Origin of the sequence: Candidatus Accumulibacter sp. ACC007, assembly GCF_907163205.1 — a bacterium.
GTDB lineage: Bacteria > Pseudomonadota > Gammaproteobacteria > Burkholderiales > Rhodocyclaceae > Accumulibacter > Accumulibacter regalis.
In genome coordinates, this window is the sequence record NZ_CAJQUD010000013.1 from 28,412 (window position 1) to 43,451 (window position 15,040).

General features: G+C 61.9%; 12 protein-coding genes. 3 read left to right on the forward strand and 9 right to left on the reverse strand.

Annotated features, from left to right (window positions below; translation table 11 throughout):
- The first annotated feature begins 20 nt into the window (after positions 1-20).
- Positions 21-734 carry a DsbC family protein gene (locus QZ634_RS21055; RefSeq protein ID WP_291991419.1) on the forward strand — a complete coding sequence of 238 codons (714 nt, stop codon included), beginning with the start codon at positions 21-23 and terminating at the stop codon, positions 732-734.
- Positions 735-812: 78 nt separating this feature from the next.
- Here the strand turns inward: QZ634_RS21055 and QZ634_RS21060 are convergent, their stop codons facing one another.
- The 7 genes from QZ634_RS21060 to QZ634_RS21090 form a co-directional block, all read right to left on the reverse strand.
- On the reverse strand, positions 813-1,544 hold the full coding sequence (locus QZ634_RS21060; protein WP_291991420.1) for a serine protease: 732 nt from the start codon (positions 1,542-1,544) through the stop codon (positions 813-815).
- Between the two features lie 57 nt (positions 1,545-1,601).
- Positions 1,602-2,048, reverse strand: a complete 447-nt coding sequence (locus QZ634_RS21065) for a hypothetical protein (protein WP_291991421.1) — start codon at positions 2,046-2,048, stop codon at positions 1,602-1,604.
- Between the two features lie 162 nt (positions 2,049-2,210).
- Positions 2,211-4,181, reverse strand: coding sequence for an RNA polymerase sigma factor RpoD (rpoD, locus tag QZ634_RS21070; RefSeq protein ID WP_291991422.1), 1,971 nt, complete (start codon positions 4,179-4,181; stop codon positions 2,211-2,213).
- 52 nt (positions 4,182-4,233) lie between these two features.
- Positions 4,234-5,979 (reverse strand): DNA primase, encoded by a 1,746-nt coding sequence (gene dnaG / locus QZ634_RS21075; protein ID WP_291991423.1) that lies wholly within the window; start codon positions 5,977-5,979, stop codon positions 4,234-4,236.
- Between the two features lie 45 nt (positions 5,980-6,024).
- Complete coding sequence (locus QZ634_RS21080) at positions 6,025-6,474, reverse strand: GatB/YqeY domain-containing protein (RefSeq protein WP_291991424.1); 450 nt, start codon at positions 6,472-6,474, stop codon at positions 6,025-6,027.
- A gap of 131 nt (positions 6,475-6,605) precedes the next feature.
- Entirely contained in the window at positions 6,606-6,818 is a 213-nt protein-coding gene (gene rpsU, locus QZ634_RS21085) for a 30S ribosomal protein S21 (protein ID WP_042334924.1), read from the reverse strand.
- A 142-nt stretch (positions 6,819-6,960) separates the two neighbouring features.
- A complete protein-coding gene (locus tag QZ634_RS21090) occupies positions 6,961-8,265 on the reverse strand; it encodes a hemolysin family protein (RefSeq protein ID WP_291991425.1) in 1,305 nt (434 codons plus the stop codon).
- 440 nt (positions 8,266-8,705) lie between these two features.
- On the opposite strand from QZ634_RS21090, the gene QZ634_RS21095 reads away from it, so the two are divergent.
- Together QZ634_RS21095 and QZ634_RS21100 are read left to right on the forward strand one after the other, a co-directional pair.
- Positions 8,706-10,109: a hemolysin family protein gene (locus tag QZ634_RS21095; RefSeq protein ID WP_291991426.1), complete on the forward strand. Its 1,404-nt coding sequence runs from the start codon at positions 8,706-8,708 to the stop codon at positions 10,107-10,109.
- Positions 10,110-11,354 (forward strand): hemolysin family protein, encoded by a 1,245-nt coding sequence (locus tag QZ634_RS21100; protein WP_291991427.1) that lies wholly within the window; start codon positions 10,110-10,112, stop codon positions 11,352-11,354.
- A 105-nt stretch (positions 11,355-11,459) separates the two neighbouring features.
- Here the strand turns inward: QZ634_RS21100 and QZ634_RS21105 are convergent, their stop codons facing one another.
- Positions 11,460-12,446, reverse strand: coding sequence for a transglutaminase family protein (locus QZ634_RS21105; protein WP_291991428.1), 987 nt, complete (start codon positions 12,444-12,446; stop codon positions 11,460-11,462).
- A 5-nt stretch (positions 12,447-12,451) separates the two neighbouring features.
- Complete coding sequence (locus QZ634_RS21110) at positions 12,452-15,010, reverse strand: circularly permuted type 2 ATP-grasp protein (protein WP_291991429.1); 2,559 nt, start codon at positions 15,008-15,010, stop codon at positions 12,452-12,454.
- Positions 15,011-15,040: the final 30 nt, after the last annotated feature.

Here is a 15,040-nt window from a genome sequence, read left to right on the forward strand (position 1 = left end):
CCCAACCCCGGAGAAACCAGATGTATATGAAACTCGTGTCATTTGCCGTCGCTGCCGCACTCAGCCTGCCCACCCTGGCAGACGAGGCAAGCGTCAAGAAGGCGCTCGAAGGCAAGCTTGGCGCGCCGGTGACCAGCGTCACCAAGACCCCCTATCTCGGGCTCTATGAAGTCTACGCGGACGGCCAGATTGTCTACACCGACGAGAAGGTTTCGGCCTTGCTTGTCGGCTCGTTGATCGACGGCAAGACGATGAAGAATGTGACTACCGAGCGGATGCAGAAACTCACCGCGATCAAGTTCTCGGATCTTCCCCTGTCCCAGGCGATCAAACAGGTGCGTGGCGACGGAAAACGTGTCTTCGCGAGCTTTGAGGATCCGAACTGTGGCTACTGCAAGAAATTGGCAAGAGAAATCGCCAAGCTGGAAAACGTGACCATCTATACTTTCCTCTACCCGATCCTTTCGCCGGATTCGCTGGAAAAATCCAATCAGATCTGGTGCTCTGCTGACAAGGTTAAGGCCTGGAACGACTGGATGATCGATGGCAAGGCACCGGGTGGAAAGGGCGATTGCGATACCACGGCGGTGAAGAAAAGCGTCGAAACGGGCCGTAAGCTAGCCATCAATGGCACGCCGACCGTCTTCTTTGCTGATGGTGAGCGTATCCCCGGCGCGATCCCGCTGGCCAGAATCGAGCAGAAGCTTGCCGAGGTCGCCAGCTCCGCAAAGTAGCCAGCCGCCGAGACCGCCATGGCCCGTGTGTCGGCGAGGTGCGGAGGCGGGTGGCGCTGGCATTGGCGAAACCCGCACTCAGCGTTCGGTCAAGGTCAGCAGGATGTCGGCGTACCAGGCACAGTTGAGCCCAAGTGCCTCGTCCTGGTTCGGGTCGCGGAAGCCGACGTCGAGGCGAGCGGAGTGGACGCCGAGCAGCATCCACGGGAGGTCGCCAGATACGAACTCCCGTGCCGTGCCGCGCATGACCACCGGTGCACCACTGGTCCCGCGGTGCGTGCGTGCGTCGGTGAGGAAGTACCCTTCCCCCTGAAAACGCAGCCCGAAGGAAGAAGCGACGATCGCCTGGCGGACCACCGGCATGTGATGCAGGCTGTCCTGGAAACCCAGCGGGAAGCCGACGACCAGCAATGAGCTGCCTACTTCGACCTGATCGAAGCGCCCCGGCAGGTGCTGCGGCGTGAAGGCACGGTATAGCAGCTTCTCCGGCAGCGCACGGCGCTCAATTTCGACAACAGCGACGTCGATCTCTCCCGCCGTATCCTGGCCCTGTCGCCAGACTCGCTCGCCGTGCGCGTACAGGGGGATCGAGAATGTGGTCGCTGCGGCGATATTCTCCGGGCTGGTATGCAGGTCGATATCGATGCGATCCGGGAAGTGCTGGCTCGGTTCATCGAACAGCACATGCCGACTGGTGACCAGGAACAGCCGCTCCTCACGTATGAAGAAGAAACCGCTGGCGTTGGTCAGCGGCCGCTGCTGATGGAATGTGGCGACTCGCGTGGCGGTAAGGAGGATCGATTCGATCATCGGCGACTTGCCGGCTGGGCGCGCGAACGGGACGCTATCGGTTCGAGCGGCAAGGCTCTATTGACGACCACGCTGGCCATCGTCGCGACGCCGCTCGTACCCGTGATCACCGCGATAGCTTTCGCGGTAGGCGTTCCGCTGGCCGCCATAGCGAGGGTAGTGCTCGATCCGCTGCACGTGCTGCGGCAGGTAATCGCGCTGGTACCAGTCATTCTGCACTAAGTAGACTTGCTCTCCGCAGGCGTTGTAACTGCGACAGTGCTTGTGCCATTGCCTGGCGTGGTGCGCGGGCACGTGTAGATAGAGCGGCTGGCCGGCCAAGCGTCTTCGCTCGACGATGATCGGTTGCCGATAGACCACTTGTGGTTGCGGGACGGCGCCGACATCGACGCGGCCGTAGAAGCCTGGCTGGCCGATGCTTACCGACACCCCAAGGTTGGAAGAGAAAGCAGGGGCGGCGGTGGCCGCGAGAAGTGCTGCGCAAGCGAAGCGTGTCAGTTTCATTCGAGACCTTTGATTATCGTTACCCTCAAGCAACGCACGGGGCCTCGAAACGCTGACCGTCGCCGGCGGTTCACGCCAAGAAGGCGCTCCCCGTCGGCAGACGGGCAGGCCGCAAACGCACGAAGGGGGCCGAAGCCCCCTTCATCGCTCGCGCCGAGTGTCCTAGCTGTTGCCGTTATCGAGGAAGCTGCGCAACTTGTCGGAACGTGACGGGTGGCGGAGTTTGCGCAGTGCCTTGGCCTCGATCTGACGAATCCTCTCGCGGGTGACGTCGAACTGCTTGCCGACTTCCTCCAGGGTGTGGTCGGTATTCATTTCGATACCGAAGCGCATACGCAGCACCTTCGCTTCACGGGGCGTCAGCGTGTCCAGCACATCCTTGGTGATGAAGCGCAGGCTGGAGTAGAGGGCTGCCTCGGTCGGTGCGAGCGTTGCCTGATCCTCAATGAAATCGCCCAGATGCGAGTCGTCGTCGTCGCCGATAGGCGTCTCCATCGAGATCGGTTCCTTGCTGATCTTGAGGATCTTGCGAATTTTCTCTTCCGGCATCTCCATCTTCTTGGCCAGCGTCGCCGGATCGGCTTCAAGACCGGTCTCCTGGAGAATCTGCCGGGAGATGCGGTTCATCTTGTTGATCGTCTCGATCATGTGCACCGGGATGCGGATGGTTCGCGCCTGATCAGCGATCGAGCGGGTGATTGCCTGGCGAATCCACCAGGTGGCGTAGGTCGAAAACTTGTAGCCGCGACGGTATTCGAACTTGTCAACAGCCTTCATCAGGCCGATGTTGCCCTCCTGGATCAGATCGAGGAACTGCAGGCCACGGTTCGTGTATTTCTTGGCGATCGAGATCACTAGGCGGAGATTGGCTTCAGTCATCTCGCGCTTGGCGCGACGAGCCTTCGCTTCTCCGGTCGACATCTGCTTGTTGATGTCTTTGAGCTCTTTCAGCGGGATGCCGATGCGATCCTGCAGGGCGAGCAGCTTGCGCTGTTCTTCGGTGATGTTCGGTGCATTGCGGGTGAGGATCGCGGCGTAGGTCTTTCCCGCTGCCGCGATTTCGATGTCCACCCAGTCGAGGTTGAGCTCATTGCCCGGGAAGACCTTGATGAAATGCGGGCGTGGCATGCGTACGGTGTCCACGCAGATTCTCTGGATCTTCCGTTCACAGGTTCGCGCTTCCTCAACCATCGCGCGCACGGTGTCGCAGAGGCGCTCGATGGTTTTCGAGGTGAAGCGAATGCCCATCATCTCGTCCGAGATCTGTTCCTGGAGCTTCAGATAGGCCTTGTCCTGCGAGCCCTTCCTGGACAGCAGGGCCTGCGCCTTGCTGTCGTGCTCACGAATCAGCTCAAGGCGCGCCAGCCCTTCCGTTCTGAGCTTGAGCAACGAGGCCGCGGCCGCCGCACCCTCGGCGGCCTCGCTGTTGTCGTCCTCATCGTCGTCTTCGTCGTCTTCACTGTCGTCGTCATCGCTCTCGTCGTCATCGTCGGCGGGACCGTCGGGAGCGCTTTCGCCCTCGGGGTAAATCAGCCCGTCGATCAACTCCTCGATGCGCATTTCCTCACGCGTGATCCTGTCTGCGCAAGAGAGGATTTCGGCAATCGTTGTCGGGCAGGCCGAGATCGCCTGGACCATGTGTTTAAGGCCGTCTTCGATGCGCTTGGCGATCTCGATCTCGCCTTCGCGGGTGAGAAGTTCCACAGAACCCATCTCGCGCATGTACATGCGCACCGGGTCGGTCGTCCTGCCGAACTCGGAGTCGACGGTCGACAGCGCCTGTTCCGCCTGTTCTTCGACGTCAGCATCGTCCGCGCCGGCAGCCGGCGCAGAGTCCGACATCAGCAGAGTTTCAGCGTCGGGGGCCTCGTCGTAGACCTGGATCCCCATATCGTTGAAGGTGCTGATGATGCTTTCAATCTGCTCAGCATCCACGACATCATCGGGCAGATGGTCGTTGATTTCGGCGTAGGTCAGAAAACCCCTCTCCTTGCCGAGTTTGATCAGCGTCTTCAGCCGCGTCTTGCGCGTTTCGTCGTCTATCGGAGCCGGTTGGTTGCCAACCTGTGCCAATAGATCCGCCGCTGCCTTCGCTTTTGCCGCCTTCGTAGTTGCCGCCTTTTCCCTTGCCATGACCAATTCCCGGATAGCGTTATACTGGAAAAACTCTAAATTCTATCATACCTTAGACAGCCTCGCTGCCTCTGCTGCGCGCGCTGAGCGCTTGCAGGTACTGCTGCTTTTCCTCGTTCGACAGCCCTGCGACGCCAAGCTTCTGGATCTTGTCCTGCAGTCGCGCGAAGGCCCGTTTGTGCTCACCTTCCAGCAGCTGGGCGACCGCACCGTCAAATTCGCTGTCGATCTCGTCTTCGGCAAAAGGCTCCTGCATTAGTTCAGCCGCCGCTTCGTGCAGCACCGTTTCGTCCTCGCTGCCGCGCAGCTTTTCGAGCAGGGCCGGATAGGCGAGTGGCTGCGTGCCGACGGCGGTAATCGTTGCGCAGAGCAGGTGAATGGCGTGCGCTTCCGGCGAGCGCTCGGGGAGCAGTTCGAGTGGCAAGCGCGCAGCCAGAGCCGGCTTCTGGAGCAGGAGGCGCAGCAAGGGTCGCAACAGTGAGGGCGCCTGGCGTGGCGCGCGGGTCGGTGCTGGCCTGGCGAGTGCTCGCAGGGAACACAGGCGTTCTATCTCGGCTTGCGAGAAGCCGCTGATCTGAGCGAGGCGTTTGACGAGTTGCAGCCTCAATAGGGGTGACAGCATCCGGCCAAGCAGTGGCTTGGCGTCGGCGACCAGTCGGGCTCGCCCTTCGGCGCTGCTCAGGTCGCAGTGCCTGCTCAGCTCGCGCAACAGGAAGTCGGAAAGCGGTGTGGCCTCGACGATCATTCGCTGAAACGCTTGCTCACCGCGCTCGCGTACCAGGCTGTCGGGATCGTCGCCTTCCGGCAGAAGGACGAAGCCGATACTTTTTTGCTCGCTGAGCACTTCCAGGCTGTTCTCCAGCGCGCGCCACGCCGCTTTGCGGCCGGCCGCATCGCCGTCAAAGCAAAACACCACGCGGTCAGCCTGGCGCAGCAGCTTCTGCACGTGGATGACCGTAGTCGCTGTGCCCAGCGTGGCGACGGTGTTGCCAATCCCGTGCTGGGCGAGGGCAATGACATCCATGTAGCCTTCGACGACAATCACCGTGTCGCTCTCGCGTATGGCCGTGCGTGCCTGCGGCAGGCCGAACAGCTCACGGCCTTTCTCGAACAGCGGAGTCTCGGGAGAGTTCAGGTATTTTGGCTCGCCGGCGCCAAGAACGCGGCCGCCAAAGGCGATCACCTCGCCCTTCTGGTTGGCAATCGGAAACATGATCCGGTCGCGAAAACGGTCGTAGAGGCGGCCCTCGTCGTTTTTTATTACCAGCCCCGCGAGTTGCAACTCGGCGCTGTCGTAATCATCGAAGGCGGTGGCCAGGCTCTTTCCCCCCGCAGGCGCATAGCCAATGCCGAAGCGGCGGGCGAGTTCGCCGCTAACGCCGCGTTCCTTGAGGTAACGGACTGCGTTCTCGGAGCGCTTGAGCTGCCCGTAGTAAAACTTTGCCGCTTGCGCCATGCGCTCGGCGAGCGCCTGCGGGCGTGGACCGCTCTGCCCTGCGTGCGCCTTATCGTCAGGAATCTGCAATCCACAGCTGCTGGCGAGTTCCTTGATCGTTTCGACGAAGCCGGCGCCGGTGTAGGCCATGAGAAATCCGATGGCATTGCCATGTGCGCCACAGCCGAAACAATGGTAGAACTGCTTGCTCGGACTGACCGTGAACGATGGGGATTTCTCGCCGTGGAACGGGCAGCACGCCGCGAAGTTGGCGCCTGTTTTCTTGAGCGGCACGTAGTTGTCGATCAGGTCGACGAGGTCGACACGGTGCAGCAGATCCTGAATGAACGAGTCCGGGATCATCCGGGGTTCACAGCGGCTGGCCGTTGGCAGTCGTGGCGCAGGCGCTCAGGTGCCAGCCAGGCGCGTTTTCACGAGCCGCGAAACCTCGCCCATGTCGGCGCGCCCGCTCAGCCTGGGCCGCAGCTCGGCCATCACCTTGCCCATGTCGGCAGGGCTGCCGGCGCCGGTGCTTGCAATGGCCTCGGAAATGGCGGCGACAAGCGCCTCCGTCGGCAAACCGGCGGGGAGGTAGGCGCTGAGGAGTTCGGACTCGAATTGCTCCGCGTCGGCGAGGTCGTTTCGGCCGGCAGCGGCATACTGGGAAATCGAATCCCGGCGTTGCTTGAGCATCTTGCCGATGACTGTGACGACCGCTGCATCGTCAAGCACAACGCGCTCGTCGACCTCCTTCTGCTTGATTGCTGCCAGCAGCAGACGCAGGGTGCCGAGTGTCTTCGCGTTGCGGGCACGCATGGCTGCCTTGACGTCTTCATTGATGCGCGCTTTGAGCGTCATCGCCGGGAACCTCCGGGTTTACGTTTTTGGTGCATGACGGCAGCTTCTCAGCCCGCGGATACTGGCGTTTCGGAAGCGCCAAAAGCCGCCCATCTATAGACGGGCGGCCGTGCTGGCAACGCTTACGATCTCTAGAACAGCTTGGGAGGCAGGGTCTGGCTGCGCATGCGCTTGTGATGGCGCTTGACCGCGGCGGCCAGCTTGCGCTTGCGCTCGGCGGTGGGCTTCTCGTAGAACTCGCGAGCCCTGAGTTCGGTCAGCAGGCCGGTTTTCTCTACGGTGCGCTTGAAGCGCCGGATGGCAACTTCGAACGGTTCATTTTCTTTTACGCGAATGGCAGGCATAGACTCATCCAAGGTTCAGGTGGGCATGGTACAGCTTAGCCGCACATTATAAACACGGTTGCCATGCGCCGCCAAGAGTCAATTTCGCAATCAGGGAGTGGGTGCTACGCTCGTCGGCTGATCAGAGAGAGGTGTTGCAGCATTACGCGTTCTCGTTTGAGTCGCTTTCTTTCGCCGCTGGCTCTTTTCCCTCTGCTCTGGAGGCGACAGTTGGTCGACGGCAGATACGCACCTCGTGGATGCGTCGCCGCGATGCCCGCTCGATCTTGACCTCAAGGCCTTCGAGGGCGATGCACTCGCCGGCTGCCGGAATGCGTTCGAGATGAGTGATGATCCACAGATTTGCCGAGTCGTAGGGCTTGCCGCTGAGCTCCTGTCCGAAGTAGCCCTCGAGGACGCGCAGTTCGGTCGTGCCATCGACGACCAGCTCGTTCCCGCCTGGCTTCATGAGCAGCGCCTGGTCTCCTCTTGGCGCCTCCTGGTCGTCATAGATGTCGCCGACCAGCTCTTCGAGAACGTCTTCCAGCGTAAAGATACCGAGCAGGGCGCCGAACTCGTTGACCACCACCATCAGTCGCTCCTTGTCCGCCTTGAGCACGTCCAGAAGGCTGTCGATCGGCTGGTTGGGCGGGACGAACAGGGGGTCGCTGCCTATGTCCTTGAGGGGTTTGTCCAGGTTGCCTTGCGCGACTTCACGGAGCACCGTTTGCAGGGTGATCACGTGGTTGATTTCTTCCGGATTTCCGGAGTGCAGCGGAATCCGGTAGTGCGAGCTGGCGATGATCTCGTCCAGCGCGCTGCGGATGCTGCGATTGCCGTCGAGGGAGAAGATCTGGTGGCGGTGCACCATGATGTCGCTGGCGCGCAGCGTACTGAAATCGAAAATTCGCCGAATCATCAGGTGTTCACCGGCCTCGATCGATCCTTCCTCGGTGCCGTGCGCGGCCAGCGCGATGAGTTCCGACTCGGTGATGCTGGGATCCTTGGGCGGGCTGGTGAGGCTGTGCATCCAGTGGATGAGCTTCTCCAGCGCCCAAACCAGGGGAAAGAGCAGTTTGCCGAGAACTTCCAGCGGTTTTGCCGCAAGTAGCGCGACGACGATTGCGTAGCGCGAGGCGTAGGTCTTCGGGGTGATCTCGCCAAACACCAGCAGCAGCAAGGTGATGCCGCCGACGGCAAGACCTGGACCAAGGTGGCCAAAATGTTCGGTGGCCACCACGGTGGCCAGGGTCGCGGTGGCGGTGTTGACCAGGTTGTTGCCGATAAGGATGATCACCAGCGTTCGGTTGAGATTGCTCTTCATCCGGTGCAGGGCCTTGGCTCCGAGGCGTCGTTCAGCGAGCAGCGATTCGGTACGTGCCCGGGAGAGTGACGTGAGGGCAGTCTCCGAGCCAGAGAAGAAGGCCGAGACGGCGAGCATGATCAGCAGCAAGAACGCTTCAGACACAGTGAAATGGCTCCCGGTGTGGGTCAGGCAGAGGTTGCGATGAACGAAGATGTGGCAAACGGCAACTCTTGCGTTGATACACGAGTTGGCTAACTGGCGCAATGTTCGCGCCCGCCGGGAGGCGATCACCCGGCGCCTCGCTGCCTCTGCTGGCTAGCGTCGTCAGAATTCTGACGTCATGACTTGTCGTGAATTGGAAAAAATCCAGGGCGCGCAGCAATCGGCGCGTCGAATATTGTCCGGCCGACGGTTTGACTTCGCCCCCACGCTCACTGATAATCAGCGGCCGTGCGCGCGCACGGGCAGGATTTCTGTCCACAACGCATGTTCATGGCGATTGCATTTCTGCCGAATTACCCGTGTGGCTCGCTTTCTGGGGATTTCGCGCTTCCGGCGGTTTGTTCTAGAGCTGCGTGCACTTTGTTTCTGGGGGGTAAAGAATGGATCCAGCACTCTGGATGGAGCTGGGGGTTTTTGTCGTCCTGCTGGCGTTTTCGGGCTTTTTCTCGAGTACCGAAACGGCGCTCTTTTCGCTGAGTTCATTCCACCTCGATCAGATGCGCAGGGCCAAGAACCCGCGCGTTGATCTGATCGAGCGCTTGCGCAGTGAGCCACGCCGCCTGATCGTGACCATCCTCATTGGCAACGAATTCGTCAATGTCGCTGCTTCGGTGATCTCCGCTGCGGTGATCATCAAACTGTTCGGAGCGGAGAACGACATGCTCAATCTCCTGGTGATGGTGCCGATCCTGCTCTTGTTCGGCGAGATTACCCCGAAGGTCCTGGCGATTCGCAACAACGTCGCCTTTGCCAGTTTCCAGGCCCGCCCAATCCATCTCTTTGCCCGTCTGATCACCCCGCTGCGCGAAGTGATCCGCCATGTCGCCGAGTTCTTCATCACCCTGGTTGTCGGAAAGCAGCGCTCGCAGGGCAATCTGGTTACCGAGGACATGATCCGTACCCTGGTCACCGACGCCGTCGGTGAAGGCGCGCTGGACAGCCAGGAAGCGCACTACATCGAAAAGATCTTCGACTTTGGCAACAAGTCGCTGAGCGATATCATGCGGCCGCGCTCGGACATCGAATTTCTGTCCGCGGATCTATCGGTGCCCGAGCTGATTGCGCAGATCAAGGCTACCCGTCAGTCACGCTACCCGATCTTTCGCGAGCGTCGCGATACCATCCTCGGCATCCTGCACACGCGTGACCTGCTGGGTGTCGACCTGGGCAGGTTGGAACGTGATCCGCACGCATTTCGTAAACTCCTGCGGCAGCCGAATTTCTTCCCTGAATCAAAGCCGGCGGTGGAGTTGTTTCATACCTTTCGGCAGCGCAAGCTCTCCTTCGCGCTGATCGTGGACGAGTATGGCGGCGTCACCGGTCTGGTCACCATGGAAGACCTTCTGGAGTGCGTCTTCGGTGAGATTGGCAGTCCCTCCGACAGTGAGGACCCTGACCGGCACCTGGTGAGTGAATTCGACGATGGCCGCCGGTTGATCGATGCCGGAATGTCTCTGGACGAATTCAACCAGGCCTTCGCGGTGACCATCGACTGTGAAGACGCCGAGACCATCGCCGGTGCCTTGCTCGACGCCTTCGGCGAGCTGCCGGCAACCGGCGCGTCGATTGTCCTTTGTGGCATGAAGCTGACCGTCGAGAGCGTCGAGTTCAACCGCATCAGCCGTGTTCTGGTCGAGCCACCCGCCAAAGCGAGCGACGGCGAAGAAGTAAGCGCCAGCGTCGAGAGCCCGGGCATGAGCGAGGAGTCTGGCAGCCCGATGGCGGTGATTGCCGAGCCTGAAAACGTTCCAGTCGAGCCGGCAAAGAAAGCGGAGGGCGTCTAAATGGCGGATATCTGGCTCACCATTCTGTTCATGTTCATCTGCCTGATCGCGGAAGCCTTCTTTTCCGGATCCGAGCTTGGCATCGTCAGCGCCGACCGCATGAAGCTGCGCCACGACGCGGCCAAGGGTTCGCGGGGCGCTCGCCTGGCTCTCGATATGCTGGAGAAGAGGCCGGAATGGCTGCTGTCGACAACGCTGGTCGGGACCAATATTGCTGTGGTCGCCAACTCGACGATCACTACCGCGATGATGATCTCCATCTTTGGCGACGCCGGTGGCTGGATGGCGGTGCTCGTCGTCGCGCCCCTGATCTGGGTGTTCGGTGAGATCGTTCCCAAGAGCATCTTCCAGCAGCGCGCCGACGTCATGGCGCCCTACCTGATCTACGCGCTGCGCTTCTTCTCGATCCTCTTTTCTCCGCTCCTGATCGTTTTCGTGACGCTGTCGAAGGTTCTTTCGCGGCTCGCCGGTGGTGCGGAGGAGCACAACCCCTTCACCTTGCGCGAGCAGATTCAGAGCATGGTGCAGATGCCACCGCACGAGGGCGGTGATATCCAGTTGATCGAAAAGAACATGATCCGGCGCATGTTCAATTTCTCAGAGGCGACGGTTTCAAAGGTCATGGTGCCGCTGATCGACGTCGATGCCGTTGAGAAGACCTGCACGGTGGGTGAGGCGATTCGTTTGGCAGTCGCTGGCTCGCACATCCGTCTGCCCGTCTTCGATGGGCGGATCGATCGCGTCATCGGGGTCCTCAACACGATGGACCTGCTGGGCGTGGACGAGTCTGCTTCGATCGAGTCCTACATTAGCCCGACGCACTATGTTCCTGGCAGCAAGAGCGCCGAGTCGATGCTCGTCGAGTTGCGCAAGGATGGCGATGCCATGGCCGTGGTGATGGACGAGTTCGGCGGTGCGGAAGGAATCATCACCATCGAGGACATCATCGAGGAGGTCATGGAGGACATGCAGGACGAGTATGACCGCCAGGAGAAGCCGGCCGAGTGGCTGAAGAAGCTTGGCCATCATGACTACCTGGTCAGCGCCCGCGCCGACCCGTCGATGCTCAACGAGAAACTGGGACTGAAGCTGCCCGAGGGCGACTACGATACCTTGTCGGGCTTTCTCCTCGAGAATGCCCGCGAAATCCCGAAAGTCGGAACGGTAATCGAGGTGGCGGGCATCAAGTTCACCATTCAGCGTGCGACCCCGCAGGTGATTCAGGAAGTACAGATCGTCTGGTAGCGTCTCGTAGCCCTTGCGCGTTGCTCGCCCCAACGCCCGGTGGTGCGTTTCTCCCTGGGCGCTCGCTGCGCCTTTGGCGCAGACGCACCTCTCCGCGCCGACGCCCTACTCGTCCGCTCCTTCGGCCAGCGGCGTCACGGTCACCGCAACGTCGAGTTCGTGTGCGTCACCGCCGAGAATGACACCACGCAGTGGTGATACGTCGGCGAAGTCGCGTCCCCAGGTCAGCGTGATGTGCTGGGTGTCGGGCAACAGGTTGTTGGTCGGATCGAAGTCGACCCAGTAGCCTCCTTCCGGTCCCGGGCAGTACAAGGAGATCCAGGCGTGTGACGCGTCGGCGCCGACCATTCTGGCTTGTCCCGCTGGCGGGTGGGTGAGCAGGTAACCGCTCACATAGCGTGCAGCCAGACCCTGCGAGCGCAGACAGGAGAGCATCAGGTGTGCAAAATCCTGACAGACGCCGCGTTTGTCGGCCAGCACCTGCAGCACGGGGGTGGCCACCGTCGTCGCTTCGGGGTCGAACTCCAGGTCTTGGTAGATGCGGCTCATCAGCGCCAGAACCGCCTCCAGAAGCGGCCTCTGCGGCGAGAAGCAGCTGCTGGCGTAGCTGGCGAACTCGTGTTTCACGCGCACGTGCGGAGATTCGAACTGGAAGCGACTGGCGTCGACCAGGACCGGCCGCGATCCATAGTCCAGCGCATCGCGCACCTTTTCCCATGCCGGTGAGGCGTGCAAGCTGCCTGCCGCCCTCTGCCGGCCGCGGGCGTCGACTGCTTCCGGTGAGCAGGCAAGGCGGGCCAGCTGTGCGTCAACCGGCAAGTGCGGCAATACCTCGATGGTGCTCTCGGCCCTGACCTGGAGGCTGTCGTGGGGAAACTCGATGCTCAGTTCCCTGACCGGATTACCGAAGCTGTCGTGTCGCTCGCGGTTGCTGGTGGGGTCGGGCGACACGGTGATCTGGTGTGCCAGGCAACGTTGCCACGGGCAATCGCGCGGCGTCAGGTGCAGCAGTTGGCGCGACAGCGAAACCGGGCTGTCGTAACGGTAGGTCGTTTCATGAACCACATGGTAGCGGGCGGCGGGCAAGGTCACGGTGATCAAGAGGTGAAAGTGTAGCGACTGACGTCGCCGACGTGACTGAAATAGCGCATCGCCAAGCGGTCCGAAAGGGCGGCTGCGGCGGCTGCTGACTGGTCGAGAATGCTGGCCAGTTGCAGACAGGGGTCGCAAGCACGGCAGTCGCCGAAGCTCTGGCCCTCGAAATTGGCAAGATCGAAGGCCTGCAGTCGCTCCAGCACCGACGGCAGTGCATCTTCACGCGGGCCGCCGAGCAAGCGCGCCAACTGGTCAAGGTAACGGAGCAGAATGTGCAACTGAAAACTGACCGAGTGCGGGTTGGCATCGTCAAAGACGATCAGGTCGAGCGTTGGCAGGAGCTCTGGCTGCGTCATGTAGCGCGAACGGTAGGTGATGATGCTGTCGGTCAGTTCGAGCAACCACTCGAGCCCCCCCGGTGCGCGGGTCGACTGCAGGCGCAGGAAGTGGGCGACCGTTTTGGCGAGAAAGATCAGCCGTTCGATACGTCGGCCGATGATCAGCAGACGCCAGCCGTCATCGCGCGTCATGTTGTCCATCGCGAAGCCGGCCAGGGACGACGACGCCAGCAAGACCTGGTCGAGAAAGGCGAGTGCTTCGCCCAGTTCGGGACGTGATTCGTCGTTGCCCAGCCGGCTGTAGGCTTGCAAGCGGTGCTGCAGGCGATTGAGAGCATGCCAGTTGTCGAGCGAGAAGCGTTCGCGAACCTGTGCTGCCACCCACAGCAGGCGGCGGAGATCGCCAGCGAGCCCGCTGCCCCATTCCTCGCCGCAGATGGCCGCGAGCATCAGACTTTCGCGCTCTGCCTGCGAGGTCGGCACTTTCGCCTCGCTGGCGCCGGCGGGTTTGGGCTCGGCGACGGGCAGAAGCTTGAGCGCCAGGCACAGGTCCAGTGCTGAAGTCAGTGCTGGCAGCGCATCGTCACCGGCGTCCACCAGGCGCGACAGGGCAACGCGCAACAGGCGCGCGGTCTTGTCGCAGCGCTCGCTGTAACGCCCGAACCAGTACAGATTCTCGACCACCCGCGAGGACAGCCTGTCGCCGCCGCGGACCAGATCGGCCTTGCCGACCGAGTGCTTGAGCAGGCTGAACGTGCTCACCACGGCATCGGTCGACACCCAGGTATCCTTGCTCGAGCCGCCCCGCTGCATCGAGATGATGCGCGCGTTCGATGCCGCCGAGACGCGCGTCAGGCCACCCGGCATCACCACATGCCCGTTCGGCGTGGCGGTGACATAGACGCGCAGGCCGACGCCGCGCGGTAGCAGGCGCCGCTTGTGCTGCGGGCCCCAGGCCGGAGCCTGTGAGTAATTGACCAGTTCCTGCGCGACATAGGCTTGCGGCCGGGCGCGCAAGCGGGCGATCATCTCGTCCCTGCCGCTGCCGGACAGTTCGTTGCCGAACAAGGGGTCGAAATGCTGCGAGGGGTAGGAACCCTTGATCACCAGGTGGTCCAGGTTGGCGATGGTATAGTCCAGCGCCGCCCGTTCACCGCACCACCATGTCGCCACCGACGGCATTGCCAATGGCTCTCCGAGCAGCTTCGCGCAGGCGCCGGGCAGGAATCCCGGTAGCGCCGCCGACTCCAGCAGGCCGCTGCCAAGCGCGTTGGCAACCAGGACCGTGCCTGCGCGTACCGCCTGCAGGAGGCCGGGGACGCCGAGCGCCGAGTCGCCGCGCAGTTCGAGCGGATCGCAGTAGTCGTCGTCGAGGCGGCGCAGGATCGCATGTACACGGCGCAAGCCGTTGAGCGTCTTCAGGTAGACGGACTCGCCGCGAACGGTCAGATCCTGCCCTTCGACGAGAGGAAAACCGAGGTAGCGTGCCAGATAGGCGTGCTCGAAGTAGGTTTCGTTGTAGGGGCCGGGTGTCAGCAGGACGATCAGTGGCGCCTCGCCGGCGTGGGGAGCCCAATGCGCCAGCGCGTCCTGAAGTTCACGGAAGAAGGACGCGAGGTGCTGGACGTTCAGGTCGCGGAACTGCTCGGGGAAGACACGCCCGACAATGGTTCGGTTTTCGAGCGCGTAACCGGCGCCGGAGGGCGCCTGGGTGCGGTCGGCGATCACCCACCATCGACCGTCAGGCGAGCGTGCCAGATCGGCCGCGTACAGGTGCAGGTAAGTGTCGCCGGCGGGCTTGACGCCCTGGCAGGGCCAGAGAAAGTTGTTGTGGCCGTAGACCAGCGCTGGCGGCAGAGTGCCGTCCTTGAGCAGCGTTTGCTCGCCGTAGAGGTCGCGCAGGACTGCGTTGAGCAGACGGGCACGTTGCTTTACGGCGCTGGCCAGCTGTTGCCACTCGTCAGCGCCGAGAATCAGCGGCAGCGGATCGAGTTCCCAGGGCCGGTCGGCGCCTTCGGGATCCGCATAGACGTTGTAGGTGACGCCGTTTTCGAGGATGCGTCGGCGAACGTAATCGAGCCGGTGGCGCATCTGCTCGGGTGTAGCCGCTTCCAGGTGAGCAAAGAAAGGCTGCCACGCGGGGCGAATGCCGCCGCCTTCGGCGAGCATCTCGTCGAAGCGATCGGGTGTTTGCGGGTAGCTTGACAGCAAGGATCGCGGCATCAAATGAACAGGCCCGGGAGTACCCCGGGC

Bases quoted from the DNA above. Each gene is read 5' to 3' on its own strand.
- rpoD (WP_291991422.1), bottom strand. From the start codon at position 4,181: ATGGCAAGGGAAAAGGCGGCAACTACGAAGGCGGCAAAAGCGAAGGCA.
- QZ634_RS21100 (WP_291991427.1), top strand. From the start codon at position 10,110: ATGGCGGATATCTGGCTCACCATTCTGTTCATGTTCATCTGCCTGATC.
- QZ634_RS21080 (WP_291991424.1), bottom strand. From the start codon at position 6,474: ATGACGCTCAAAGCGCGCATCAATGAAGACGTCAAGGCAGCCATGCGT.
- dnaG (WP_291991423.1), bottom strand. From the start codon at position 5,979: ATGATCCCGGACTCGTTCATTCAGGATCTGCTGCACCGTGTCGACCTC.
- QZ634_RS21110 (WP_291991429.1), bottom strand. From the start codon at position 15,010: ATGCCGCGATCCTTGCTGTCAAGCTACCCGCAAACACCCGATCGCTTC.
- QZ634_RS21095 (WP_291991426.1), top strand. From the start codon at position 8,706: ATGGATCCAGCACTCTGGATGGAGCTGGGGGTTTTTGTCGTCCTGCTG.
- QZ634_RS21060 (WP_291991420.1), bottom strand. From the start codon at position 1,544: ATGATCGAATCGATCCTCCTTACCGCCACGCGAGTCGCCACATTCCAT.
- QZ634_RS21065 (WP_291991421.1), bottom strand. From the start codon at position 2,048: ATGAAACTGACACGCTTCGCTTGCGCAGCACTTCTCGCGGCCACCGCC.
- rpsU (WP_042334924.1), bottom strand. From the start codon at position 6,818: ATGCCTGCCATTCGCGTAAAAGAAAATGAACCGTTCGAAGTTGCCATC.
- QZ634_RS21055 (WP_291991419.1), top strand. From the start codon at position 21: ATGTATATGAAACTCGTGTCATTTGCCGTCGCTGCCGCACTCAGCCTG.